The following is a 24,921-nucleotide window of genomic DNA, read 5'->3' on the forward strand; positions in this document are numbered from 1 at the left end:
GGACAATGGGCCATCAACCGAAGCAAGGTTGCCGACATTGTCCCATGCCATTCCCGTCGTCGCTGTCACCGAGCTGTTTCCGGCCCGGACATTCACCGAGATCGGCAGGTTATTGCTGATCGAAGTCGATGAGCCAGTTTGATAACCGACGGTCGTTTTGGCAGACAGAATTTGGACAGCATTACAACTCCCCGCCGACTAGCTCGCCCGTGATCGAACGAATGAGAGACTTGTGGGCGTTCGACGATGACCTTAGAGTTACTGAAACTGTGGACTCACAGCGATCTTGCCAATGGCAGCCAAATTCGCCATCAATTGCCGTTCACAGTCCCCTTCATCTATTCGCCAAAGTTTTGCCAGATCAGGAATCGCGGTCACGGCCTCCCATGGCCAAGCAGCTCTTCCATCCACCTGAGCGAATGGGCCGTCGGACTCGATTAGTACGCGGTCGATCGGCATGCGCGCGGCGAGTTGCCTTCCCTTCACACCGCGCAGCATAGCTGGGCCAACGCTGAACCAGCAGCCGAGTTCGATGGCGCGATCGAGATCCCGAAGCGGCCCCGAGAACCAATGCAAGATGGGAGTGCCGGCGCCCGGGCAAGCGTGAAGCGCGTCGAGAACCTCTCCGCTCGCACGCCGACTATGTAGCGACATCACACGACCGCCTGCATCGCGGCAGATAGCGAGAGCCCGCTCGAAAACGCGCAATTGTTTGGGGCAATGATTGGAGTACTCCGGACCCCCGTCAAGACCGATTTCACCGACATACGGTGTTTCGAAAACCAACTGTTCGAGCAGCGTGAGCTCGTGCGCACGTTCATGCGCAATCTGGGGATGTAGCCCGAGCGCCGTGCGAATGCGGACGGCATCTTTTACCAATGCCGAAGTACCGCGCCACGCCGAGGGCGTCGTGGTCACGGAAAGCACGTAGAGGCCGCGCTCTTGGCATGCGCGGGCCACACTCTGTGGATCCGGATAAAGATCGAGATGGCAATGGAAGTCGATCATTTCACGCCAAGGTGATCATGGAGTGCACCAAGTTCTGCGAGCCCCCGCTTGACTAGGTCGCGGATCGGAACGGGATCCCCCATTCGTGGATAGGAAAGCGCCGCGCCGAGCCACGAATTGAGCCCGCCGGTCTTAACCTCGCGCAGCGCCATCGCGAGCGAGCGAACATCGTCAAAATGCGCGTGTTCGCTGTCGCGTTGGCCGAGAGTGTCATATCGATAATAAGTCGTATCGCACGATCCATTCCAAGCGAGAAAAGCGGCACGCCGGACCTGACAGGGAATACATCGCCCGCAATGGTTGTAGTTGAAGACGCGGTACCGCCCGCAACTGACGGACTGCGCAGCGAGCGATCGCAATAGAGATTGATCCTTGCAGCCCGCGAGCATTTCGCCCTTCGTCGCGTGTTCGTAGGGATTGATGAGCTCAATGCGAAGATCGGCGGCCGATAGAATATCTCGGATGCGGTTAAGGAACTCTGGATGCGCGGTGCGCGTGCTTAGGCTTCCGAGACGCGTCCCGGTCAGTGGCGGGTTGATTGCGATGAAGCCGTTTTCACACACAAAGAACGGAACGTTGGCCCCATCATGATAGGCTCTGAGCGTCGTCGCAGCGAGAACACCGAAGGCTATAAATATCAGCGACCTGGCCCGCTGCGAATCCTCCTTGCGCCAAGGAGGTTTTGCGTTGTGGTTGAGTGGGAGGTGACGTAGCCCCCCGCCTATCGCTTCGGCGAATGAAGTTTGGTTCTCGCCATCGCCGCGAACAACGTTGCTCACGGCGAAAGGCTTCTTGCCAGCTGCTGCTAAATCAATTGCGCCAACAAGACTGTCGAGTCCGCCCGAGAGCAACGCCACGCAATCTTCCAGCGGATATATGGGATTGCGCGGCGGCACCGGGTGTAGGCCGCCGGCGACAAAGCGCAGGCGCCAGCGATCTGTCGAAAGGAATTGAAGTGCGGCTTCGATGTCTCGAGCCTGGGTATTCCAGAATTCGGGATCGATAACGGCAATGGTAAGGTCAAGTTTGCGAGTCCAACCATCGGGACTTTCCGAGCGCCATTCGGAAACATCTGCCGTCACGACCGCCAAAGCAATCGACAGAAAGTCCCATGCACGTGGCGCGGCATTAAGTCGCGCACGCAAAATCTGAGACATCGCTGCTTTGCCAGCGCTGCCCCGTGCAGATCGTTTGCCAAGTTCCGGGCTGCCTTGGCCATAGAGTACGACATTGAGCCCATCGTTCTCGGCGAAGGCGAAGTCCTCAGGGGCGCATACGAACTTCATTCGGCATACCCTCCGAATACCTCAAAGGTTTCGTGCAGGGCTTCGCGTACGACCGCGCTGATCCGACCGGATGTTAGTGTCTTGCCAGCATCTCGCAAGGCGCGGAATGCGGCCGAAACGGTCTCCTTTACGTAGTCGCGAGCTTGTCGAAGTCTGGCGAGACCGGTGGTTGCGTTCGGAGCTTTGTCACGAATACTTTGTCCCACGTCGGGATCGAAGCGACGAAAGACGTCATGCGCGGTGAAGCGCTCGATTGCGAATTCGCGTTGCTCAGACGTGAGTCCCATTAAATCAGCGTCGGGGAAGCGGGTCAGCGTTTCAGCCAAGGCATCCTTGATCGCTGCGCGTGAGGCTTCAGCGTCTTGAGTGCCATCGACAGGCCGGACCGCTTCGACCACGGCATCCATGATTTCGTCCACTGAGCGGCCACCGAGCAACGTAGGATCGATCGCACTTCCAGGCTCAGGCGGTTGGTTACCGGAAAGAACATCGAGCGTACTCCCGAGTGCGCCGGCCGTCGAAGAAGTACCTGCCATCCGCTGCAATGCGGTCCGCGTACCACCGTAACCGTCGCGGACATAGCGCCCGAAGCCCCGTTGCATCGCACCTCGATCGCCAGTTTTGGCGTAATCTCCAAGGCTGCGCCTGACCCCGAGCCATCGCCGCTCGGGCGCGATTGGCGACGGCTGATGCGAGGGGGGGGGTGCCCCTCTTCTTCATCTCCTTCCTCGTCGCCGTTGTCGGCTTTATCGGGAGAAGTGTCGTCCCCATTCGGAGCCTCGGCGGGTGGGTCGTCAACCCAACTGGGCACCATCGGTACGCCTGAGCCCGGACCTTTACTTGACTGCGACGTTCCCATTTTTACTCCGCTTCTTGATCGCCGCCTTCACTGGGCCACCGATGTCGCCGCTTTCCCAAGCTTCAAACACGCCCGTGGCCCAAGGTTGGTCGGCAATCTTGGGTACGATATTTGGTTGGATCTGGGCAGCAGGCCGCTCGCGAAGGAAAGCTGCTAGTCTTGCGCCCTGCACTGGATCCGCTTCAGCTAAGGCCAAGCAGGCTTCGAGGATAGGGGGCACGCCCCAGTTCTGCTCCTGCCTTGCGCGGTCGAGAAGTCGGTCCATCATTACTGTGGTTTCGGCACGCGATACAGAAGCGAGGCGCTTTGTCAGCGACGCTGCCATTTCGGGCTGTTCGAGTAGCGCGGTCAGGAGTTCTGCGGCCTCCGATGAAAGCCGATCCTCTGGCGTGATAAGCGGAGCATGTTCGCGGCTGACATATAGTGCGCCCCGCAGGTCGAGGTCGGAGAGCGCGGGCGGCAATGCGAGCCACTCCTGCACGAAGGGATCGTCCCAAGGCTGCGTGAGCCCGAGTTCTGCGCCGGAGATCGCCTTGGTCTCCCAATCGCTAAGGAAGGAGGGCTTGCCGGACTCATTTGCGCTGACGGCGGCAATTAGTTCGGCATACGCTTGCGGATTGCCCAGCCGCTCGAATAACAACAGCTTCGCCAAGACAGCTTCGTCGACCCCTACACCCTGCGCCTTCGAGATCGTCATGCGGATTGCAAGCGCGTTTAAGAAGCGCTTAATGAGTCTTGGATTGCCCGAAATGCCTGTCGCACTGGTCATGAGCGGTGCTAGCCGATCGGCCGTATCGAGCTTGCCAACAAGTGCATCGGGAAACTGTTCGTGGAGGGACTGGACGAAAGCGCGGTCCACTCGCTTGCCCTGCCACGTTTGCCGGAGCTGGTTACAAACGCCGGCTCGGATCGCCTCGCGAACGTCTTCATCGAGATCGCTGTTCTCGACAAACAGCAGCATCATGTAGGCGCGCACCTCTTGCGTTCCAAGAGCGGGAACGCGAATCGGTACCTGAATTAGCTTGTCGAAATAGTTTGTCGCGAGGAGGTCATCGTTGACGCCTTCAAAGTGTTTGCGAACCGCATATTTGATCATCTCGGTGTCGGCAGCGATGACGAAGGCTGTGTTCTTCAAAAAAAGGAACAGTCGGATCGCCTCGAGAGTCAAAATAGTCGTTTTGGGAAGGCAGCGGTCTAGGTCGTCGATTAGCACGACCAGGGTTACACCGAGTTCCTCGAGCGTTTCCTCGAACGCATCGCGCAGCGCCTGAATCTCCTTAGGTGGCGAAGCATCCGTCTTGTCGGCCAGCAAACCACGAGCCTGCTGGACAGCGTCTCCGGCGATTGTCTGTCCGTCTTCGATAAGCTTCTTGTTGGCGCCGCCGCTCAACGCTTTCTCTCCAAACGACCATGCTTCCCCTAACAGGCCAGTCGGCGGCAAGCCGAAAGCGAGGGCAGCGGCAGAGCCAGCAAACAATTTCGTCGCCCGCAGCCACCTCACTCGTTTCAATAGGTCCTTTGCGTTATCGATACCGGTTTCGCGACGTTTAGCTTCCTCTTCGAGTTTGTCGGCGATCACGTCCATTAGCGCCGCTCGCGCATCGTCATAACCCTGATAGAGCCAAGCATTGAACTCGACGAACACGAAATCCTTCTCGTCGTTGTCGCCTTCGCGGTTCGCCAGCGAAGTCTGCGTGAGCTTAATCATGGAGGACTTCCCGACGCCCCACGCACCGGAAACGCCAATAGAAATTGGTCGCCCTCGTGCCTGCACGATGATTTCTGCAACCGTGTCGGCAACACCCGAAAAGTTCAGAAAGTCGCGCGTTGTCTCATTGTCAGCCCACACGGTTACCCCCTATGTAAAATCGAGTTATACTCTCAGCATTGCTGGAACAAGAATCGAACATTAGCGCGTCCACGATTATTTTCGCTGGATGAGTATCGACAAATTACTTTGGCGGGCGCAGCAGTATAATGGGACGTCCTAGTGACCGTGAATAGGGGAAGAGGCACATGAAGCTGTTCACGCAGGATCAGCTTGAGGCGATAGCAGGTGCATTGGGCGATACAGAGAGGGGGTTAACCAACCCGGAAATCACATTACTCCTTGCATCCGCAAAGATGCTCGATCCCGGAAAGATGACGAAGCGTGTTCGCATTTTCAATGCTTTCTTGAAAAGCCAGAACAACAAGCGTAACAGAACCCACATCTTGGAATTCATCCGCTTGGCTATGAGCCCAGCGCGGTATAGCCGCGAGCCTTATCGTTTCGAACCGATGCGGGCTTCATTGAACCAATCCCTCGCGTTCGCTGGCTTGGTAGTCGATGACGCGGGTCGCTTATCCAGCAGCGAGCGGGCAGTGACCTTGCCACAAGCGCAGCGCCTAGCACATGAGCTCCGCGCGGATCTCGAAGGACGTGGCGTACACCCCGATGTCTCTCATTCTGTCGGACTGAATTGCTTGCCGACAATTATTTCCACGCCGTGCAAGAGGCCGTAAAGAGCGTGGCCGACAAGATACGAAAAAGTCGGGGCTAAGGGAAGATGGCGGGGCACTCGTGGATCGAGCGTTTGGTGGGCAAGCGCCAATCATTACGATCAATGGGCACGCGAGCCTAAGCGAGAAGAGCGAGCAGAAGGGCTTTGCCAATCTGGTGAAGGGAACGTTTGGCATGTTCCGAAATCCGACCGCACACGAGGCGCGCATTCATTGGGTTATGACCAAAGAGGATGCCGAGGATCTGATGACTATCGTGTCGCTAATTCATCGTCGGTTTGATACCAGTTACATTTTGGCGCAGCCCTAGAACCTAACTTTAGACTTAGGCAACTTTTGGGATCTTATCTACATAGCTCGAATGACCGGGTTTGGGGCGCAAAGCCGCCGTTGAAACTTCTCTAACGTCTCTCTGGACTTCCCGCCCAAAGGAAGCAGTGGTGCGTTCACTGAAGCGTGGCACCTAACTGGCTGCAGCCCCGACGCGGTATGTGTTCCGGGGCGCTGGGTGGTGGGAGCGGTGCGATAGGCCGCGCCACTGAAGGAGAACCACCCATGTCAGAAGTTCAAGACGTCGATGCCTCGAATGTCAGCGCCTCGCTCGCCCCAGTTTCGGAGATTTCTAGAAAAACACCGCCGACCAGCGAATCGGGCGGGAAGCCTGGTGCGCAGACCTCTTCTGCGAGGAAACCGAAGACCAAAGGTGCCCGAAAGGCCAGGCCAACCAAAGCCGCGACTGTCGAGAAACTGCTACAGCGCAAGGCTGGCGCTTCAATCGGTCAGATCGAGAACGCCACGAGATGGCAGCCTCATACCTGCCGTGCGTTTTTGACCGGGTTGCGCAAGAAGGGCCGCGAGATCGTCCGGGAGAAAGACAAGAAAGGCTCTAGCATCTATCGGATTGCGATTGTCGCCAGCGACAAAGCCGCTAGCTGATGGGACGGCCCGAAATGATGCCGTTTGACAAGCTGCAGCAGCTCTCTGGGCCTGAGTTGAGGAAGGAGTGGGCGCGCTGTCATGGCGCGCCCACTCCGAAGCTCTCGACAGAGCTTTTGCGACTTGGCATCGCGTACAGGCTGCAAGAGAAACGCCACGGAGGCCTTGGCCGCGAAACCAGGCGCATCCTGCGACAAGCATCAGCACCAAGCTGCGAAGCCAGTGGCTCACGACCTGATCTACTCCGCAAGCTCACACCCGGGACCCGCCTCGTGCGTGATTGGCATGGAAAGGGTCACACGGTGACGGTGCTCGACAAAGGCTTCGAGTATGATGGGAAAATTTGGCGTTCGCTCACCGCGATCGCCAAAGCAATCACCGGTACCCATCGCAACGGTCCACGCTTCTTTGGGCGGTCGTGATGGCTAGCGCAAAGATGCTGCGCTGCGCGATCTACACCCGCAAATCGACCGAGGATGGTCTGGAGCAGGAGTTCAACAGCCTTCATGCTCAGCGCGAAGCCTGTGAGGCCTACATCCTGAGTCAACGGCACGAGGGCTGGACGCTGGTCGAGACCCATTACGACGATGGCGGGTTCTCGGGCGGCAATATGGAGCGGCCAGGCCTCCACGCGCTCTTGCAGGACGTTAAGATTGGCCTGATCGACGTAATCGTGGTCTACAAGGTCGATCGGCTTACCCGCAGCCTTGCCGACTTCGCCAAAATCGTCGAGCGGCTCGATGCAAAAGAAGCCAGCTTCGTCTCTGTGACGCAAGCGTTCAACACCACGACCAGCATGGGGCGCCTGACCCTCAACGTGTTGCTGTCTTTCGCACAGTTCGAGCGTGAGGTGACCGGCGAGCGGATCAGGGACAAGATCGCCGCGTCCAAGAAGAAGGGGCTGTGGATGGGAGGCCCGGTTCCGCTGGGCTACGAGGTGGTCGACCGCAAGCTCATTCCTGTGCCGGAAGAAGCAGAACGCGTGCGCACGATCATGCGGCGCTACATTGCCTCGCGATCAGCGAACGAACTCATCGCCGAGCTGGAAGCCGACGGCATCCGCACCAAGGTGCAGAAGCGCACCAGCGGACCGCACAGGGGCGGCATCCCGTTCAGGCGTGGCAGCCTGTTCCATTTGCTCAAGAACTCGATCTACCGCGGCAAGATCGTGCACAAGGGTGAGGTCTACGATGGTGAGCACGAAGCGATCGTCGACAAGAAACTTTGGAACTCCGTGCAGCAGCGGCTGAGGGAGAAAGCCCCGCCGCGCATGCGATCCGAGAACGATCCGCAGCGTGCGTTGCTACGCGGCCTGCTTACCGATCCCGAGAGGCGACCGATGGTCCCGACCTACACCACCAAAGGATCGCGGCGCTATACGTATTACGAAACTCGCAAGGACCTCGCCCGACCAGATGACATTCCTGCAACCCGGATCGGGCAGGGCCAGTTAGAAAGATACATAATGATACAGCTCAAAACGCTGCTTAGGGACGAGCACGCGCTGCGCAGGATCTCGGCTGAGGAAGAAGGGGGTGCGCTGAGCGATCTGTTTGAGAAAGCGAGGCTCGCCGCCGACCGCCTCGCCCATCACGCTTCACGTCAGACCATCATTTCCCAGCTGATCGCCGCGATGCAGATCGGCCGCGACCGAATTGATGTCCGACTCAATGCTGAAGCGCTCGGTTGCAGCAATGGCGAACAATGGAACTGGAGCATTCCACTGCCCGCCCGCAAACCATTCCGGGAAGCAAAGCTCCGGATCGATCGGGACGCCGATGCTCCGCCGGTCGACACAGGCCTGATCGCGTTGCTTGGCGATGCCTTTCAGGCACGCGAGCTGGTCATCGCCGGGCCCAACCTTAGCATCAACCAGATCGCGAAACGCGAGGGTCGCTGCCGCAAACAGCTCATGAAGCTCGTGCGACTGAGTTGGCTCAGCCCGATCATCGTTGAGGCTATCGCCGAAGGCCGAGCTCCAGCCCGCCTCACTCGCAAGCGGCTGCTCGATCTGGACCTGCCGCTGGCGTGGTCCGACCAGGAAGAAATGCTCGGGCTCGCCCACTGAACTGCATCTCGCCCAGCATCGCCCTCCCGCCAAGTGAGGCGAAGAAAACCAAGACAGAGACCTTGACCGAAATGGGCGCTGAGACGCGGCTCACCCAAGGGTCTCTGACCCACGTCCCCGAAACGAAGCTTGCGAAACCCTGCAGAACTGCGCGACTTCCGGCGCAGGGTGCGCCGGGTCGGCGCTTTAGGGGTTTCTCAGAGACTGTTTGGTGCGGTCGAGAAGACTCGAACTTCCACGGGCTTTCGCCCACAACGACCTCAACGTTGCGCGTCTACCAGTTCCGCCACGACCGCACTCGAAGAAGAGGAGGGGCGCCAGACACGGCGCCAGTCCCGGTAGGCGCGCGCCTCTAGCAAGCGACCCTCCACATCGCAAGCGGTTTGATCGCGGCGTGCGAGGAGTAAGGCGCGAGGGTTGCAGCGTCCCGGCGTGGGACTGGGTTAAGCCATTGCTTGCAGGCTTGGTAAACGTGGCGGTAACGCCTCACTATGAGCCTTGGCGCCGCCCTTCTTGCTTCCGTCTTTGTCACGGTTGCGCAAAGCGCCACGCCGGTCGCTGGGGATGCCGCGCGGACGGCGGGTGCGCCGGTGGCTGAACGGGTCGAGGCGAGGGTGCGCGTCCTTCGGCCCGAACGGATCGACTTTCGCGTAAGGCCGGCGGCGCAAGCCGACGAAGAGCCACGGCGAGTGGGAATTCAGCGTCAGCGCGACCGGGCGGGAACGGTGTGGATCGAATTCAACTGACGGTGAAGCGCAGGCAGGCGAGCGCTCGTCAGCTTGGGGACCAGCCGATCTCCGCTGCCTGCGCGCCGGCGGGGATATCGGTAATCGCCTCGGTCACGTTGAGGCTTTCGCCGGGGGCCAGCTCGCGCTTTTCCGGCACGACTTCCCATGAATAGACGTTGCGCTCGCGCGCGTCGCGAAACACCACCAGCAGGCTCGGCACGCTCACCGCGCTCGCGCCGGTATTGCTGACGCTGCCGCGCACGCGAAAGATTTCCTCGCCGCTGTCCAGCACTTCCTTACGCTGTTCGCCGGCGGGGAAGTCGAGCTCGAGATCGGCTTTGCCGATGCCGAAGGTCGGGCGTTCGATCGGCAACCAGGCGGGCAGGCCGAAATGATTCACCGCGACCGCCGTGCCCAAGGCAAGCGCGGCGAAGAGCGCCGCGGCGATGGTCCACATGCGCAGCGCGTTGCGACGGCGGGTGAAAGGTGGGCGATAATCGAACCGCGATTCCTCCTCGTCGTAAGGATCCGCTTCGGCGTCTTCGCCGGGATAGGCATCTTCGTCGAACGCACTGGCGGGCTCGCCCATATAGGGCGCGTCCGCGTCGTGATCGGAGCCGCGCTCGTCGTCTTCGGGTTGATCTTGCTTCGAAGCGAAGGGGGCGGTCGCCTCCTCCGGCTCGGAAATAGCTTCGCCCGAGCCGGGAGGGGATGCAGCGGCGGCGCGCGCATCTTCGCTGCGCCAGTGATCGATTGCCGGGCCGGGCGGCGGGGAGGACACGCCGGGTGCGGTCTCGGCTGCAGCGGTGGGCGGCGGCGCTGGGACAGGTTCCGGTCCCGCACCGGGCTCGGGTTCAGGTTCGGGCGGTGCAGGTGCTGGCGGAGCCGGCGACGCGCTCGTAGCGCTTCCCGCTGCCGTTGCTTTGTCCGTTGCCGGCCCGGGCAAAGCGGGTTCCTGAAACCAGCTGTGCTTGCACTTGGCGCAGCGCACCGTGCGCCCGTCGACCCCGATCGCGCTTTCGGGCACGACATAGCGGGTGGCACAGGCGGGGCAGGCTATGATCATCGCCCACTCGGCATGTAACGCTCGCCCCCGCCGCACAAGGGCCACGCCCTGTCGGACGGGAAAATCGCGCGCTTTTTCCACATTGATGCATGTTTGATCGCGCCGCGCGCACGCGGGCCACGTCTCGCGCGCACCGGGAATGACGAGCGCGATGCGCGTGCCGGGGATTGCATGCCCGCTCACACTGGCCCGGGCTTCCGCTGGCTCCATCGCGCTGATAAATGCCCGCAGATGAACGAGCGGGCTGCCGAAATCGTGAACTTCGACAATGTCGGCCTGCGTTACGCGGCCGATGCCGAAGTGTTGAGCGATATCACCTTCACGCTTTATCCCGGCAGCTTCTATTTCCTCACCGGGGCGAGCGGGGCGGGCAAGACCAGTCTGCTCAAGCTGCTCTATCTCGCGCAGCGTCCCTCGCGCGGGAGCATTCGCATGTTCGGTAAGGACATGATCACCCTGCCGCGCGCACGCCTGCCGGACTTTCGCCGGCGGCTGGGCGTCGTGTTCCAGGATTTTCGCCTGGTCGCGCACCTCTCGGCCTTCGACAACGTCGCGCTGCCTCTGCGCCTGGCGGGTGCGCATGAGGGGCGGGTGGCGAAGGCGGTGGGCGACATGCTGGACTGGGTCGGTTTGACACACCGGGCCGACGCCGTCCCGGCCAGCCTCAGCGGCGGCGAGCAGCAGCGCGTGGCGATCGCCCGCGCCATCATCGCGCGGCCGCGCATGCTGATCGCCGACGAGCCGACCGGCAATGTCGATCCCGACATGGCACTGAAATTGCTTCGCCTGTTCGAGGCGCTTAACCACCGGATCGGGACGACGGTGATCGTCGCCACTCACGATCTTCACCTGCTAAAGAAGGTGCCGGATTCGCTTATCATGCGGCTTCACAAAGGCCGATTGTCCGATCCCACCGGCGCCCTGCGCTATCCGCCGCTTCCGCGCGAAGATGCCCGCACGACGTCCGGCGCCCCGCCCAAAAGCGCAGCTGGAGGGCGATGATGGCGAGCGAGGACCCCGGCCCGCCGCGCACCATTCCCGAGGCGCCGCCGCAGGCGTCTCGATCCACCAGCAAATCAGGGGGCGCGGCCCGGCTTGCGCGGCTATTGCCCGCGAACCGCTTCGGCGGGCCGATCCCCTGGGTGATCGCCATTCTGATCGCGCTCGTAGTGGTCGCGGCGGCGGGCGGGCTCGCCTTGCGCAACCTGGCCGAAAATGCGCGCAGCGATCTCGCCGGGGCGGTGACGGTTCAGATCGCCGAGCCCGCCCCCGAGGCCCGCGAACGCCAGGCCGAGGCGGCGGCGCGCGCGCTTGGCCGGCACGAATTGGTGACCTCGGTTCGGATCGTGCCGCGCGCAGAGCTCGAGGAGATGCTTGAGCCGTGGCTCGGCATCGCGGCGACGAGCGAGGAAGTGCCGATTCCCGCGTTGATCGATGTCGAGCTTGCCCAGCGCGCCGGGCCGGAGCCGCTTGCCAAGTTGCAGAGCGCTGTGGACCGCGCACTGGTACCGCTGGGGGGCGAGGCGCGGATCGATGCCCAGTCCGACTGGCTCGGCCCGGTCTACGATGCGCTGGCCGCGCTGCAATATACAGCGCTCGCGCTGATCGCCCTGATCGCGCTGGCCGCCGCCGCCGCGGTCTGGCTGGCGGCGCGCAGCGCCTTTGCGGCGCACCGCGAAACGGTCGAGATCGTGCATCTGCTGGGCGGGACCGACGCGCAGGTGACCGCGATCTTCCAGCGCTCGGTCCTGCGCGATGCGGCATTCGGCGCAGGGGTAGGAGCGCTGCTCGGCCTTGCGGCAATATGGCTGCTGGGGAGCCGGTTTGCCGGCCTCGACAGCGGGATGGTGAGCGGCGGCGGGCTCGATGCCGCCGACTGGGCGATACTCGCGCTGGTCCCGCTCGGCGGCGTGCTGCTTGCGGTGATTACGGGTCGGATTACCATTCGCTATGCGCTAAAAGCGATGCTGTAGGGCGATGAAGGCGATCCGATATCTGTTGGCCGGCCTGGTGATGGTCTGGGCGCTGGGCTTCCTGTGGTTCGTGGTCGCACTGCCGCAGCCGGCAGGCGATATGCGCACTGACGCCGTCATTGTGCCGACAGGCGGGGCGGGACGGATCGCGCAGGGGCTGGACGTGCTCGACCAAGGGCTGGCCGATCGCATGCTCGTGACCGGGGTCGATCCCGAGGTGACGCCGGACGAATTCGCCGCCGAATTCGAGGTCGGCGAGGCCCGAATGGATTGCTGCGTGACGTTGGGCTTTGCCGCGGTGGATACGCGCGGCAATGCCGCCGAGACCGCGCGCTGGGTCGAACGCAACGCCGTGCGGTCCCTGCGCCTCGTCACCACGGATTGGCACATGCGCCGCGCCGCGGGCGAGCTCGACCGGGCGCTGCCGGCCGATATCCGCGTGATCCGCGATGCCGTCCCGTCCGAGCCGAGCCTTGCCAGCCTGTTTCTCGAATATCACAAGCTGATCGCGAGCTCCGTCGCCGGCCTGTTCGATTATTGAAGCGCGGCGCCGGTGACCATCCTTCGCAACCTCCTGTTCTACCCGCTCTTCTACGGTTTCAGCGCGCTGCTTGTGATCGCCTCGGTGCTGGCAGTGCCTTTTGGGCGCCAGGCATTGCGCCGGGTGGTGGCCCTGTGGGGGCGTTGGCATTTCTGGTGCGTGACGAACATCCTGGGAATCGAGGTGGAGCAGCAGGGGACCATCCCCGACGAACCGGTGCTGATCGCGGTCAAGCATGAAAGCTTCTTCGAGGCGATCGACATGCCGCGGCTGTTCGGCTTTCCCACGGTTTTTGCCAAACGCGAGCTGTTCATGATTCCCGGCTGGGGCTATTCTGCGAAGGTCTACGGCCTCGTGCCGGTTGCGCGCGACAAGGGCGCGCGGGCCCTGCGCGAGATGATCGCGCTCGCGCGGCAGCGGGTGGCCGAGGGGCGCCCGCTGGTGATCTTTCCCGAAGGCACCCGCGTGCCGCATGGGGCGCGCGCGCCGCTGCAGTCGGGCTTTGCCGGGATTTCCAGACTGCTCGGCCTGCCGGTCGTGCCGGTCGCGGTAGATAGCGGGCCGCTATACCATCGCTTCCTCAAGCGCCCCGGCACCATCACCTACCGCGTTGGCGAGACAATCCCCGCCGGCCTTCCACGCGCCGAGCTGGAGCGCCGCGTGCGCAAGGCGATCAACGTGCTGAACGATGGGCGGGGACTGCCGAGCGGAAGCATGGCGTTGGGTGCCTGACTGCCGCTAGCTCTTGACGTGATCGCCGCGCCCGAAATCGGGGCGGCGGTCGTCCTGGCCTTCCTCGATCACCTCGCGGCGGATCGCGCGCGTGCGGGCGAACAGGTCGTGCAGCGTGTCGCCGTCGCCCGAACGGATCGCGCGCTGAAGCGCGGTCAGGTCTTCGGTAAAGCGTCCGAGCACTTCGAGCACGGCGTCGCGATTGCTGAGGAAGACGTCGCGCCACATCACCGGGTCGGAAGCGGCGATGCGGGTGAAGTCGCGAAAGCCGCCAGCGGAATATTTGATGACTTCCGAGCGGGTGACGTCCTCCAGATCGCTTGCCGTCCCGACGATCGTGTAGGCGATGAGATGCGGAATATGGCTGGTGACCGCAAGCACGAGATCGTGATGAGCCGCGTCCATCACCTGCGTGCGTGCGCCGAGTGCGGTCCAGAATTCGGCGAGGGCGGCGACGGCTTGTCGGTCGGCGTCCTCTGGCGGCGTCAGGATGCACCAGCGATTGGCGAACAGCGCGGCGAAACCCGCTTCCGGACCGCTCTGCTCGGTGCCGGCGACAGGGTGCGCGGGGATGATTGTCGCGTTTGGCAAGGCGCGGGCGAGAGCCGTGGTGACACTCTGCTTGGACGAGCCGACGTCGGATACGATGGCATGAGCGGCAAGGCTCCCGGCGATGTCCCCCGCCGCCTCCGCCATGGCCCCCACCGGCACGCACAGTATAACGAGATCGGCGCCCTTGACCGCCTCTCCGGGCGTATCGCACACGGTCTGGACGAGTTCCAATTCGCGCGCGCGGCGGCGCACGTCCGGGTCGCGGTCATAGCCGGTGGTGGCGATGGAGGGGCAGTGCTCGCGCACCGCCAGTCCGATCGATCCGCCGAGCAGACCGAGCCCGATAATTGCGACGCTCTCGATGCTCAAGGCGCTTCTCCGCACAGCCTGCGCAAGGTCGCGATGATCGCCTCCATGTCCGCCGTCTTGCCGACCGTGATCCGCAGCGCGTCGCTGAGCTCCGGCAGGTAGCGCACGGCGTAGCCCGCCTCGGCGATGGCTTCGCGCGCGGCCTCGGCCGTCACCTTGCCGGTAAAGCGCACCAGCACGAAATTCGCCTCGCTAGGCACGGCGACGAGGCCGTGATTGCCCAGCGCGGCGATCGCTTTGACGAAGCGGGCGCGGGCCTGCGCATTATGCACGCGGCTCGCCTCGACGAAGTCCTGGTCGCCCAAGGAGGCGAGCGCGGCGTGCTGTCCGCTTGCGGTGACGTTGAAGGGGCCGCGAATGCGGTTGAGGGCGTCGATGAGGCCGGGCGCGCCGGTGGCCCAGCCGATGCGTTCGGCGGCAAGACCGTAAATCTTGGAGAAGGTCCGCGTCACCAGCACGTTGTCATGCGCGCGAGCAAGGTCGAACCCGGCCCGCTGCACCGCCGGATCGCAATATTCGCCATAGGCTTCGTCGAGCACCAGCAGGATGTCCCCGCGTAGGGCGCGGTGCAGCCGCTCGACCTCTTGCGGCGGGAGCCAGGTGCCGGTGGGATTGTTCGGATTGGCGAGAAAGAGGACGCGGGTGCGTTCGCTCACATGGTCCAGCAGCGCGTCGACATCGGCGGTGAGATCGCGGTCGGGTGCGACGACGGGCTGCGCGCCGCAGCGCCTGGCGGCGATGTCGTAGACCGCGAAGCTGTGCCGGCTGAAGAGCACTTCGTCGCCTTCGCCGGCGAAACCCTGCGCGGCCAAGTTCAGCAATTCGTCCGACCCTGTGCCGCAGACGATCCGCGCTGGATCGAGATCGTGCAGCTTCGCGATTTCTCCGCGCAGGGCGGTCGCAGCGGGATCGGGATAGGTCGCCGCGTCCCCGCGCACCTGCTTTAGCGCCTCCAGCGCCGCCGGGCTGGTCCCGAGCGGGTTTTCGTTCGCCGAGAGCTTGACGAGCGGACGCCCGTCGCTCGCCTGCGACTTGCCCGGGACATAGGCCTCGATGCCGAGAATATAGGGTTTGGGTTCGGGTTTCGTCATTATCACGAGGCCGCTTGAAAGAAAAACGGCCCTTCGACAAGCTCAGGGCGAACGGTTAAGGGGACTGACATCACTATTTCCCGTTCGTGCTGAGCTTGTCGAAGCACTGTTCTTTCTTCGGTCAAGCGCAACGTGCCCAGTAAACCGCCTGTCTTTCAGCTTCCCGAAAGCCTCCCGCTCGATTGCGGGCAGGCGCTCGAAAGCGCGCGGATCGCTTACGAAACCTATGGCGCGCTGAATGCCGACAAGTCGAACGCGGTGCTGATCTGCCACGCGCTGACCGGCGACCAATATGTCGCGAGCACCCATCCGGTGACCGGCAAGCCGGGCTGGTGGACGCGGATGGTGGGGCCCGGCAAGCCGATCGACACCGACCGGTTCCACGTCATCTGCGCCAACGTCATCGGCAGCTGCATGGGATCGACCGGGCCAGCGAGCCCGATCCCCGGCGGCGCGGCGGACGGCGCGCCCTATGCGATGCGCTTCCCCGTCATCACCATTCGCGACATGGTGCGTGGCCTCGTCGCGCTGCTCGACGGACTGGGGATCGAGACGTTGCATTGCGTCGTGGGCGGCTCGATGGGCGGGATGCAGGCGCTCAGCCTTGCCGCCAACTGGCCCGGGCGCGTCGCCCGCATCCTCGTCATCGCTTCGACCGCGCGCCATTCGGCGCAGAACATCGCCTTTCATGAGGTCGGGCGACAGGCGATCATGGCCGATCCCGCCTGGGCGCAGGGGAACTATTATGCCGGCGACACCTCACCCAATAACGGCCTCGCCGTGGCGCGGATGGCGGCGCACATCACCTATCTTTCCGAGGAAGGGCTGACCGCCAAGTTCGGGCGGCGGCTGCAGGATCGGCCCGACGGCAGCGCGGGCGCCAAGAGCTTCGGCTTCGACGCCGATTTCCAGGTCGAGAGCTATCTGCGCTACCAGGGCAGCGGCTTCACCCGGCGCTTCGATGCCAATTCCTACCTCTATATCACCCGCGCGATGGATTATTTCGACTTGGCTGAGGAGCATGGCGGCAGGCTTGCCGACGCCTTTGCTGGGAGCGAGGCACGTTTCTGCATCGTCAGCTTCGACACCGACTGGCTCTACCCGACCGCCGAAAGCCGCCATGTGGTCCATGCGCTGAACGCCGCCGGGGCCAAGGTCAGCTTCGTAGAACTGAGTGCGCCTTACGGCCATGACAGTTTCCTGCTCGAACACGATCAGCTCGATCGGGTTGTGCGGGGCTTCGTCGAATGAGCCGGCACAGCCCGACCGGCCTCAGGCCCGATCTCGCCGCCATCGCCGCGCGGGTCGCGGCGGGCAGCCGCGTGCTCGATATCGGCTGCGGCGAAGGCGAGTTGATGGCGGTGCTCGAGGCGGAGAAGGGCTGCGATGCGCGCGGGCTGGAGCTCGATGCAGGCGCCGTCGAACGCTGCGTCGCGCGGGGGCTTTCGGTGGTGCAGGGCGATGCCGATACCGACCTTGCGAACTATCCGGACAAGGCGTTCGACTACGCCGTGCTCAGCCAGACCTTGCAGGTCGCCGCGCGGCCCGACCTGATGCTTGGCGAGCTGCTGCGCGTCGGACGGCGGGCCTTCGTCTCCTTCCCCAACTTCGCGCATTGGCGCACGCGCGCCGCGTTAATGTGGGGCGGGCGGATGCCGGTGACGCGCGCGTTGCCGGTCAGTTGGTATGCGACGCAGAACATTCACCACGTGACGATCAAGGATTTTCGCGAGCTCGCGCGCGAAAAGGGCGCGCGGATCGAGGGCGCGTGGTTCTTTGCGAACGAACGCGCTATCGGCGCGCGCGGGGCCAACTGGCGCGCCGAATTCGCGGTATTCGAACTGAGCGGTTAACGCGCGTCGGTCAGGTCAGCCCTCGCGGTGAATGCCGCAGATCTTGTGACCGTCGGGATCGCTGAAATAGCACAGATTCATCACCCCCATGCTGCCCTCGCGCGGGCCGGGAGGGTCTTCCATCGTCGTGCCGCCATTGGCGATCGCGACGTCGTGCAGCTCCTTGACCTGTTCGAGGCTATCGCATTTGAAGCCGATGGTGGAGCCGTTCGCGGTGTTCGCCGGCTGGCCATTGATCGGTTCACTGATCGAGAAGGTGTGGCCATTGTGCAGGAAGAACAGCCGCGTCTGGCCCGTATCGTTGACATGGGCCATCGGCTCGCCCGCGCCCAGCACGCCGAGCACCTTGGTGTAGAACGCCTTGGACTTCTCTATGTCGTTTGTGCCGATCATGACGTGATTGATCATGGCGCTGGGTCTCCTCTTTCGCTCTCTGACGCTGGCGGGCGATGGACTAGAACGCCCTCGCGGCCATCACAAGCGCCTTGTCCCCGCAGCGACCCTGGCGATGAATGAAGGCTAGGCGCAGGTTCATCCCCGGGCCTATAGGTGAGCCGTCATGATAACGCCCCTCCTCGCCGCCCTGCTCGCAATCGCCAACCCGGCGGGCTTGACCGTGCCGGACGATATTCCGTCAGCAGAAACCGCCCCGATGCCGGCATTGTCGCTCTCTGCGCAGGCCACGCTGCGCTGCTCGGCGGCCTTCGCGATGGTCGCCCACGGCCAGTCGATCGGCAACGAGGACGCGCGCCAATGGCCCGATCTCGCCACGCGGGGCCGCGAGTTTTTCGTGCGTTCGCTTGCACAATTGATGGACGAGACCGGGCTCGACCGTGCCGGCATCGCGGCGCTGGTCGAGGCGGAGGCGCAGCGCCTGTGGGATAGCGGCGAAACGCAACAGGTGATGCCGGCCTGCCTCGTGATGCTGGGCGCAGCCGACCTCTAAAGCGCTAGATCCGCAAGGCGTTATGCCAACGCGTATTGCGATGGATTTCTGCGCGCATCTGCGGCAAGACGGGCGCTGCAATGTGGCAACTCTATCAATTTCCGCTCTGCCCGTTTTCGCGCAAGATCAGGCTGCTGATGGGCGAGAAGGGCATCGCCTACGATCTCGTGCGCGAGGATCCCTGGGCGCCGTCCGACATGTTCCACAATCTGAACGCCGCCGGGACGACGCCGGTGCTGGTCCATTCGCAAAAGGACATCGTGCTCGCCGACAGCCGCGCGATCGGCGAATATTTCGAGGAGACGATCGACGCCTCGCCGATGATCAACGGCACCGCGGCGAGCCGCGCCGAGATCCGCCGTCTGGTCGCCCTGTTCGACGAGAATTTCTACACCGACGTCACCGCGCCGCTGCTCGACGAGCGGATGAAGAAGCGCATCATCCTGCGCCAGCCGCCCGACAGCCGCCGTCTGCGCGATGCGATGCGGCTGGCGCACGGCCATCTCGATTACATGGACTGGCTGATCGACAACCGCCCCTGGCTCGCCGGATCGCGCATGAGCCTCGCCGATCTCGCCGCCGCCGCGCAGATCAGCGTGGCGGACTATCTCGGTGGGATCGACTGGAAGGGCCACGATCAGACGCGCGGTTGGTATTCGGTGTTCAAGAGCCGCCCGAGCTTCCGCCCGTTGCTGAGCGAGCGCATGGATGTGATCAAGCCGCCCGCGCATTACGCGCTGGTGGATGGATAAAGGGAGGAAAGCGCGCGCCTTGCGGTTCGTCGGCAGCGATCCGATATTGCGCTGAACGCGAAAGGCATTCTCCATGACCCAAGACGCCAAGACCATCACCGAAGCCGAATGGCGCGAGCGGCTTTCGGCCGAGCAGTTCCATATCTTGCGCGAAGCAGGGACCGAGCGCGCCTTCAGCGGCAAATATGACAAGTTCTACGAGGCTGGCGAATATATGTGCGCGGCCTGCGGGACGCGCCTGTTCATCAGCGCGGCGAAGTATAATAGCGGCTGCGGCTGGCCGGCCTTCACGAAGCCCGCAGAGGGAGACGCGGTCGACGAACATCGCGACACCTCGCACGGCATGATCCGCACCGAGGTGACCTGCGGCAATTGCGGCAGCCATTTGGGCCACGTCTTTCCCGATGGCCCGCCCGAGGAAGGCGGCCTTCGCTACTGCATCAATTCCGCCGCGCTCGAATTCGCGCCTGAGGACGAAGCGTAGCCGTCGTTTCGCTCGAGCGATCGGCTCTAGCCCGCGTCAGTCCTGTTCCTTGGCCTATCCCCCGCCGTGTCGCCCCTTAGGCATCGCTGCGTGTTCACGCCGGGTTACAACTAACCTATGCACCGTGCTTGCAAAGGGAGGGCGCTCACCCGGAATGCGCGCGGTTTTTCATGTCCAGACGTGGTGACGATATCACCAACCGGAACCGGCGAGGCAGCCGCCGGGCCGCGGCCAAGCGCGGGTCGGGCGGCGGCTCGTCGCGCGGGTCCGCGTCCGGCGCGGGCGGCAGCGCAATGAGAGCGCCCGCCACGCGCCCCTCACCGGTCTGGAAATGGACCAAGCGGATCGTGCTGGCCGGCGTTGCGCTGGTAGTGCTGTCGCTGCTGTTCCTCGCCTTCGCGGTCGGCTTTGCCGCGCAATCGATCCCCAGCTTTTCGCAATTGCAGGCGAGCCAGGCGGGCCAGACCATCCTCGTGCGCGCGCGCGACGGTAGCGAGATCGTCGAACTCGGCCCCAGTTTCGGCGAGTGGCTCGACTTCGAGGAAATTCCCGCGACCATGAAGGATGCGATGATCGCGGTCGAGGACAAGCGCTTCTATTCGCATTACGGCATCGATCCGGTGCGCACGACCGGGGCGGTCGTCGAAGGGTTTACCGGCGCCCGCTCGCGCGTGGGCGGCACCTCGACCATTTCGCAGCAGCTGGCGCGCAACCTGTTCCTCTCCTCCAACCGCACCTTCGATCGCAAGGCCCGCGAGGCGGTGCTGGCCCTGGCGCTGGAATGGAAGTTCACCAAGGAGGAAATCCTCGAGCTCTATCTCAACAAGGTCTATTTCGGCGGCGGCGCCTACGGCGTCGACAGCGCTGCGCGCAAATTCTTCAGCCATCCCGGCACCGAGCTGTCGGTCGCCGAAGCGGCGATCATCGCCGGCCTCGTCAAGGCGCCGAGCCGCTATTCCCCCACCGCCGATGTCGAGGCTGCGGTAAACCGTGCGCGCGTCGTCCTGCGGCTGATGCGCGAACAGGGCTATATCACGGCGCGGCAGGCCAGCGTGAATGTCAATATGGTCAGCATCAAGCAGCAGGCGGGTCAGAATTCGGTGCGCTATTTCACCGATTGGGCCTTGCCGCAGCTCGACCTGCTGCTGCCCGAAACCAACGCCCCGCTCGAGGTCTGGACCACGCTCGATGTCGGGATGCAGCGCGCCGCCACCGCGGCGATCGACGCCAACACGCCCGATGGGGCACAGGGTGCCCTCGTCAGCCTAGACCGCGACGGGGCGATCCTCGCGCTGGTCGGCGGGACAGACTATGTCGAAACGAATTTCAATCGCGCCACCGATGCGATGCGCCAGCCCGGCTCTTCGTGGAAACTGTTCGTCTACCTCGCCGCGCTCGAAGCGGGCTACACGCCCGACGACATGGTGGTCGACACGCCGGTGACGATCGACGGATGGAGCCCGCGCAATTCCAGCGGTCGCAATGTCGGCGAGACGAGTTTGCGCACCGCCTTCGCCTATTCGATCAACACCGTCGCCGCGCAACTCGGCAACGAAGTCGGCTTCGGCACAGTCGCCTCGATGGCGCGGCGCTTCGGCATATCTTCGCCGGTTTCGACCTTCCCCTCGATGGTGCTCGGCTCTTCCGAAGTGCGGCTGATCGAGATGACCCGCGCCTTTGCCGGTGTTTCGGCCAAGGGGCAAGCGGTCGAGCCATATGGCATCCTGAAGGTGACCACCGCCGACGGCGAGACGATTTACGAGCACGAGGAAACGCGCGAGACGCAGCTCGTGCCGGACTATGTCGCGGCGGGGATCACCGACCTGTTGCAGGCCGCCGTGCAGACGGGCACCGGGCGCGCGGCGCAGATCGGGCGTCCGGTCGCGGGCAAGACCGGCACGACCAGTTCGAACAAGGACGGCTGGTTCGTCGGTTTCTCCTCCGGCATCACCACCGGCGTATGGATGGGACGCGACGATGCACGCGCGGTGCCGGGCCTTCAGGGCGGACGCGCTCCGGCGCAGGCCTTTGCCGCCTATATGCGCTTTGCCGTCAAGGATCGCCCGGTCGAGGAATTCGACACCGATCTCAACCTGCCCGAATGGCAGCTCGAGCCCGACGAGGAGGCGCTGTTCGGCGATCCGGACGATTACTATTTCATCGACGAACAGGGCAATCTGATCGAGCCGGGGCGGCGCGGGCCGGCGGGGCCAGGCTTCGATCAGGAGGGAGAGGGCGGATTGTCGCCGCTGGACGATCCGCCGCCCGCGGTCAGCGACGATTTCCTCGAACGCGCGATCGGCGGCGAAGTCGAGGCCCCGCCGCCGCCGCGCGCTGCGCCGTCACGTGCGCCGCGCACGCGCGAACCGCTGGACATAGCGCCGCCGGTCCGTCCGCGTGGCAGTGGAGGGAGCGGGCAGCAAGGCGGCGGGCAAGCCGGCGAGGGGCGGGCAAGGTCGCCGAGCCAGCCTCCTAACCCGCCACAGCGCTAGGCGAGCGCGCGGCCGTCACCCCCTTTTCCAACGCATAACAAAACGCCCCCGCAGCGAGCGCTGCGGGGGCGTTCGATTGGTTGAGCGCGTGGGCGCGGCTTAGCGCAGCCGCACCGGGACGAAACGCGGTGGCTGGCCGCGGCGCTGAACCCGCAGGAGCACCGCATCGCGGCCGTCGGCCTCGGCAGCGGCGATCTGCTCGCGCAGTGCCTCGACCGTGCCGACTTCCTGGTAATTCGCCGACAGCACGACATCGCCGCGGCGCAGACCCTTACGCGCCGCATCCGAATTGGGATCGACCGCGCCGATGACAAGGCCGACCGTATCGGGATTGGTGCCGAGGCTGCGCGCGATCTGCGGGGTCAGTTCGAGCACCTGTAGCCCAAGCTTCTCGGCGATCGTGTCGTCCATCTCGTCCGGATCCATCGCTTCTTCGCTGTCGGGGTCGAAGGTCTGCTGTTGCTGCGCCAGTTCCTCCTCGCTCGGCCGGCGCGCGAGCGTGGTATTGAGCGTCACCTGGCGTCCATCGCGAAGCACCGAGACCGGGATGGTCTCGCCCGGATCGATATTCGCGACGAGGAAGGAGACGGTCTGGTCAGTCGTCACCTCGTTACCGTCGACGCCGACGATGATGTCGCCCGGCTGCAGTCCGGCACGGCTGGCGGGGCTGTCGTCGGTAACGATCTGGACGAGCTCACCGCGATTGCGATCGAGCCCGAGCGAGTCGGCGAGATCGTCGTTGATCGGCTGCAGGCTGACACCAAGATAGCCGCGCTCGATCTCCTGCCCTGCCTTCAGCTGATCGACGATCGGCGCAGCGATTTCCGCGGGAATGGCAAAGCCGATACCCACGCTACCGCCCGAAGGCGAGAAGATCGCGTTGTTGATGCCGATCACGTTGCCGCGCATGTCGAATAGCGGCCCGCCCGAATTGCCTTTGTTGATGCTGGCATCGGTCTGGATATAGCGATCGTAGGCGCCGCCTTGCCCCGTATTGCGATAGACTGCGGAGATGATGCCCGAGGTGACGGTGCCGCCGAGGCCGAAGGGATTGCCGATCGCGACCACCCATTCGCCCACGCGCGCTTCGGCCGAATCGCCGAACTGGACGAAGGGGAACGTCCTGTCGGCGACGATCTTGAGCACGGCGAGGTCGGATTGCGCATCCGCACCGACCAGTTCAGCCTCGTATTCGGTCCCGTCGGGCATGGTGACGGTGATCTCTTCCAGCCGGGCGCGGTTGTCGGGCGAGATCACATGGTTGTTGGTGACGACGAAGCCGTCGGCACTGATGATGAAGCCCGAACCCAGCGAACTGCCCTCGCGGCGCTGCGGCTGATTGTTGTTGTTGCCGCCGCGCCGATTGAACAGATCGGCGAAGGGCGTTCCGGCGAAGGGATTGCGACTGACCTCGACCGACTGGCGCGTCGAGATGTTGACGACGGCGGGCTGCAATTGCTCGGTAAGGTCGGCGAAGCTGGCGGGTCGCCCTTCGAGCGGGAGCACCCGGTCCATCATCGCCTCGTCGTTCTGCGCCACCTGCGCGCCGGCGGGAAAACCCGTCATCAGCGAGATGGCCGCGCCGCCCACCAAAAGGGCACTGGTCAATCCATATACATACCGCACGTTGCTCACGTCCTCTCGTTCCTTTTCTCTCGGCTCTGTGCGCGCCGCGCGGGGTTTGCGGCGCGCAATCTTCGTTCAAACTACGCCGTCACCATGGCGCCAGACGCACTTAACCGCGATTGAACACACCTGTAGTCGGTCCCCGCCAGTCGGTCGCTTGTCGGTTTGCTTTCAATTTCGCTGCGCGGGACGCAGGGCGCTCACTGACCGTTGAACTGGTTGAAATATTCGTTGTCGCTGTCGAGCACCATCGAGGAATTGCCCTCGCCGTTGATGAAGGTCTGGCGATAGCTCTCCATGGCTCGGTAGAAATCGTAGAAATCGGGGTCCTTGCCGTAGGCATCGGCATAGGTGCTGGCGGCGTCGGCATCGGCCTCGGCGCGAATGATCTGCGCGTTCTTGCGCCCCTGCGCGCGGATCGTCTCCGCCTGTTCCTGCCGATCGGAGATCATCCGAGTGAAGGCGGCCTCGAGCGGTGTGCCTTCGGGCAGGTCGGCGGCCTTGATCCGCACATCGATGATCTGCGCGCCATATTGCCGCGCCTGTGCGTCGAGCGTGTCGCGGATATTGGTCATCGCAGTGCCGCGTTCGGCGGTCAGCAGGCTGGCAAAGGTCCGCCGGCCCAGTTCCTGGCGCAGCACCGACGTGAGGATCGGCGACAATTGCGAGCGCAGCCGGTTCTCGTCTCCCGCACGCTCCACCATGGTGACGGGCTGGATGATGCGGAAGCGGGCATAGGCATTCACCTGCAGGCGCTGCTGGTCGCTGGTGAGCACCTGCTGATTGTCCATATCGAGATCGAGCACGCGGCGCTCGACCATCTGCACCCGGTCGACGAAGGGAATGCGATACCAGAACCCCGCGCCGGTCTGACCGTAGGGATCGTCGGGCGTGTAGAGGTTGACGATCTCGCGCGGTTCCCCGGTGCGGATAATGACCGCCTGCTTGGTCTCGGGCGTCACGAACAAGGTCGAGACGAGCGCTATCAGCACCACGGCGAGGGCGATGATGGCGATCTTGTACTGGTTCCAGATGGTCTGCATGGCTGGGTTCGTTA

General features: G+C 63.6%; 25 protein-coding genes, 1 tRNA gene and 1 pseudogene. 16 read left to right on the forward strand and 11 right to left on the reverse strand.

Going from position 1 to position 24,921, the window contains the following annotated elements; translation table 11 throughout:
• Positions 1 to 258 precede the first annotated feature (258 nt).
• The 4 genes from qatD to V2I30_RS13165 form a co-directional block, all read right to left on the reverse strand.
• Positions 259 to 1,008 (reverse strand): Qat anti-phage system TatD family nuclease QatD, encoded by a 750-nt coding sequence (qatD, locus tag V2I30_RS13150; protein WP_330662632.1) that lies wholly within the window; start codon positions 1,006 to 1,008, stop codon positions 259 to 261.
• Positions 1,005 to 2,294 carry a Qat anti-phage system QueC-like protein QatC gene (qatC, locus tag V2I30_RS13155; RefSeq protein ID WP_330662633.1) on the reverse strand — a complete coding sequence of 430 codons (1,290 nt, stop codon included), beginning with the start codon at positions 2,292 to 2,294 and terminating at the stop codon, positions 1,005 to 1,007. Before qatC ends, qatD begins: the two co-directional genes overlap by 4 nt.
• Positions 2,291 to 2,896, reverse strand: coding sequence for a Qat anti-phage system associated protein QatB (gene qatB / locus V2I30_RS13160; protein ID WP_330662634.1), 606 nt, complete (start codon positions 2,894 to 2,896; stop codon positions 2,291 to 2,293). Before qatB ends, qatC begins: the two co-directional genes overlap by 4 nt.
• Before the next feature lie 234 nt (positions 2,897 to 3,130).
• Entirely contained in the window at positions 3,131 to 5,002 is a 1,872-nt protein-coding gene (locus tag V2I30_RS13165) for a KAP family P-loop NTPase fold protein (RefSeq protein WP_330662635.1), read from the reverse strand.
• A gap of 167 nt (positions 5,003 to 5,169) precedes the next feature.
• Between V2I30_RS13165 and V2I30_RS13170 the strand changes: the two genes are divergently transcribed.
• The 5 genes and pseudogenes from V2I30_RS13170 (at position 5,170) to V2I30_RS13185 (ending at position 8,659) form a co-directional block, all read left to right on the forward strand.
• Positions 5,170 to 5,658, forward strand: a complete 489-nt coding sequence (locus tag V2I30_RS13170; protein WP_330662636.1) for a hypothetical protein — start codon at positions 5,170 to 5,172, stop codon at positions 5,656 to 5,658.
• Positions 5,643 to 5,965 (forward strand): annotated as a pseudogene (locus tag V2I30_RS14940) (TIGR02391 family protein). Before V2I30_RS13170 ends, V2I30_RS14940 begins: the two are co-directional and overlap by 16 nt.
• Before the next feature lie 245 nt (positions 5,966 to 6,210).
• Positions 6,211 to 6,591 (forward strand): DUF3489 domain-containing protein, encoded by a 381-nt coding sequence (locus tag V2I30_RS13175; RefSeq protein WP_330662637.1) that lies wholly within the window; start codon positions 6,211 to 6,213, stop codon positions 6,589 to 6,591.
• Between the two features lie 17 nt (positions 6,592 to 6,608).
• Positions 6,609 to 7,013, forward strand: a complete 405-nt coding sequence (locus V2I30_RS13180) for a DUF2924 domain-containing protein (protein ID WP_330662773.1) — start codon at positions 6,609 to 6,611, stop codon at positions 7,011 to 7,013.
• Positions 7,014 to 7,027: 14 nt separating this feature from the next.
• Positions 7,028 to 8,659 carry a recombinase family protein gene (locus V2I30_RS13185; RefSeq protein ID WP_330662638.1) on the forward strand — a complete coding sequence of 544 codons (1,632 nt, stop codon included), beginning with the start codon at positions 7,028 to 7,030 and terminating at the stop codon, positions 8,657 to 8,659.
• Between the two features lie 209 nt (positions 8,660 to 8,868).
• On the opposite strand, the gene V2I30_RS13190 is transcribed toward V2I30_RS13185, so the two are convergent.
• A tRNA-Leu gene (locus V2I30_RS13190) sits at positions 8,869 to 8,955 on the reverse strand.
• Positions 8,956 to 9,150: 195 nt separating this feature from the next.
• Between V2I30_RS13190 and V2I30_RS13195 the strand changes: the two genes are divergently transcribed.
• Complete coding sequence (locus tag V2I30_RS13195) at positions 9,151 to 9,405, forward strand: hypothetical protein (protein ID WP_330662639.1); 255 nt, start codon at positions 9,151 to 9,153, stop codon at positions 9,403 to 9,405.
• Positions 9,406 to 9,433: 28 nt separating this feature from the next.
• Here V2I30_RS13195 and V2I30_RS13200 read toward each other — a convergent pair whose 3' ends face one another.
• The gene (locus V2I30_RS13200; RefSeq protein WP_330662640.1) at positions 9,434 to 10,453 is read right to left on the reverse strand and encodes a zinc-ribbon domain-containing protein; all 1,020 of its coding nucleotides are present in this window, start codon (positions 10,451 to 10,453) and stop codon (positions 9,434 to 9,436) included.
• 231 nt (positions 10,454 to 10,684) lie between these two features.
• Here V2I30_RS13200 and ftsE point away from each other — a divergent pair, with 231 nt between their 5' ends.
• The 4 genes from ftsE to V2I30_RS13220 are packed head-to-tail and all read left to right on the forward strand — an operon-like array spanning position 10,685 to position 13,699.
• Positions 10,685 to 11,455 (forward strand): cell division ATP-binding protein FtsE, encoded by a 771-nt coding sequence (gene ftsE, locus V2I30_RS13205; protein WP_330662641.1) that lies wholly within the window; start codon positions 10,685 to 10,687, stop codon positions 11,453 to 11,455.
• Positions 11,452 to 12,426 carry a cell division protein FtsX gene (locus V2I30_RS13210; RefSeq protein ID WP_330662642.1) on the forward strand — a complete coding sequence of 325 codons (975 nt, stop codon included), beginning with the start codon at positions 11,452 to 11,454 and terminating at the stop codon, positions 12,424 to 12,426. The genes ftsE and V2I30_RS13210 overlap by 4 nt, the downstream gene beginning before the upstream one ends.
• 4 nt (positions 12,427 to 12,430) lie before the next feature.
• Positions 12,431 to 12,967 carry a YdcF family protein gene (locus V2I30_RS13215; protein ID WP_330662643.1) on the forward strand — a complete coding sequence of 179 codons (537 nt, stop codon included), beginning with the start codon at positions 12,431 to 12,433 and terminating at the stop codon, positions 12,965 to 12,967.
• A gap of 12 nt (positions 12,968 to 12,979) precedes the next feature.
• Positions 12,980 to 13,699, forward strand: a complete 720-nt coding sequence (locus V2I30_RS13220; protein WP_330662644.1) for a lysophospholipid acyltransferase family protein — start codon at positions 12,980 to 12,982, stop codon at positions 13,697 to 13,699.
• Positions 13,700 to 13,705: 6 nt separating this feature from the next.
• On the opposite strand, the gene V2I30_RS13225 is transcribed toward V2I30_RS13220, so the two are convergent.
• A complete protein-coding gene (locus V2I30_RS13225) occupies positions 13,706 to 14,620 on the reverse strand; it encodes a prephenate/arogenate dehydrogenase family protein (protein ID WP_330662645.1) in 915 nt (304 codons plus the stop codon).
• Entirely contained in the window at positions 14,617 to 15,711 is a 1,095-nt protein-coding gene (gene hisC, locus V2I30_RS13230) for a histidinol-phosphate transaminase (protein WP_330662646.1), read from the reverse strand. The genes V2I30_RS13225 and hisC overlap by 4 nt, the downstream gene beginning before the upstream one ends.
• A 132-nt stretch (positions 15,712 to 15,843) precedes the next feature.
• Between hisC and metX the strand changes: the two genes are divergently transcribed.
• Together metX and metW are read left to right on the forward strand one after the other, a co-directional pair.
• Positions 15,844 to 16,962 carry a homoserine O-acetyltransferase MetX gene (metX, locus tag V2I30_RS13235; protein ID WP_330662647.1) on the forward strand — a complete coding sequence of 373 codons (1,119 nt, stop codon included), beginning with the start codon at positions 15,844 to 15,846 and terminating at the stop codon, positions 16,960 to 16,962.
• Positions 16,959 to 17,564: a methionine biosynthesis protein MetW gene (gene metW / locus V2I30_RS13240; protein WP_330662648.1), complete on the forward strand. Its 606-nt coding sequence runs from the start codon at positions 16,959 to 16,961 to the stop codon at positions 17,562 to 17,564. Before metX ends, metW begins: the two co-directional genes overlap by 4 nt.
• A 15-nt stretch (positions 17,565 to 17,579) precedes the next feature.
• Here the strand turns inward: metW and V2I30_RS13245 are convergent, their stop codons facing one another.
• Positions 17,580 to 17,972 (reverse strand): VOC family protein, encoded by a 393-nt coding sequence (locus V2I30_RS13245; RefSeq protein WP_330662649.1) that lies wholly within the window; start codon positions 17,970 to 17,972, stop codon positions 17,580 to 17,582.
• Positions 17,973 to 18,123: 151 nt separating this feature from the next.
• Here V2I30_RS13245 and V2I30_RS13250 point away from each other — a divergent pair, with 151 nt between their 5' ends.
• The 4 genes from V2I30_RS13250 to V2I30_RS13265 all read left to right on the forward strand — a co-directional run bounded on the left by V2I30_RS13250 (position 18,124) and on the right by V2I30_RS13265 (position 22,238).
• On the forward strand, positions 18,124 to 18,510 hold the full coding sequence (locus V2I30_RS13250; protein ID WP_330662650.1) for a hypothetical protein: 387 nt from the start codon (positions 18,124 to 18,126) through the stop codon (positions 18,508 to 18,510).
• 80 nt (positions 18,511 to 18,590) lie between these two features.
• Positions 18,591 to 19,262: a glutathione S-transferase family protein gene (locus V2I30_RS13255; protein ID WP_330662651.1), complete on the forward strand. Its 672-nt coding sequence runs from the start codon at positions 18,591 to 18,593 to the stop codon at positions 19,260 to 19,262.
• Positions 19,263 to 19,335: 73 nt separating this feature from the next.
• Positions 19,336 to 19,746: a peptide-methionine (R)-S-oxide reductase MsrB gene (gene msrB / locus V2I30_RS13260; RefSeq protein WP_330662652.1), complete on the forward strand. Its 411-nt coding sequence runs from the start codon at positions 19,336 to 19,338 to the stop codon at positions 19,744 to 19,746.
• A 293-nt stretch (positions 19,747 to 20,039) separates the two neighbouring features.
• Positions 20,040 to 22,238: a transglycosylase domain-containing protein gene (locus tag V2I30_RS13265; protein WP_330662653.1), complete on the forward strand. Its 2,199-nt coding sequence runs from the start codon at positions 20,040 to 20,042 to the stop codon at positions 22,236 to 22,238.
• 99 nt (positions 22,239 to 22,337) lie between these two features.
• Here V2I30_RS13265 and V2I30_RS13270 read toward each other — a convergent pair whose 3' ends face one another.
• Positions 22,338 to 23,873: a Do family serine endopeptidase gene (locus tag V2I30_RS13270; protein ID WP_330662654.1), complete on the reverse strand. Its 1,536-nt coding sequence runs from the start codon at positions 23,871 to 23,873 to the stop codon at positions 22,338 to 22,340.
• Between the two features lie 191 nt (positions 23,874 to 24,064).
• The gene (gene hflC / locus V2I30_RS13275; protein WP_330662655.1) at positions 24,065 to 24,907 is read right to left on the reverse strand and encodes a protease modulator HflC; all 843 of its coding nucleotides are present in this window, start codon (positions 24,905 to 24,907) and stop codon (positions 24,065 to 24,067) included.
• Between the last annotated feature and the right edge of the window lie 14 nt (positions 24,908 to 24,921).

Origin of the sequence: Erythrobacter sp. (assembly GCF_036351135.1) — a bacterium.
Taxonomy (GTDB): Bacteria; Pseudomonadota; Alphaproteobacteria; order Sphingomonadales; family Sphingomonadaceae; genus Erythrobacter.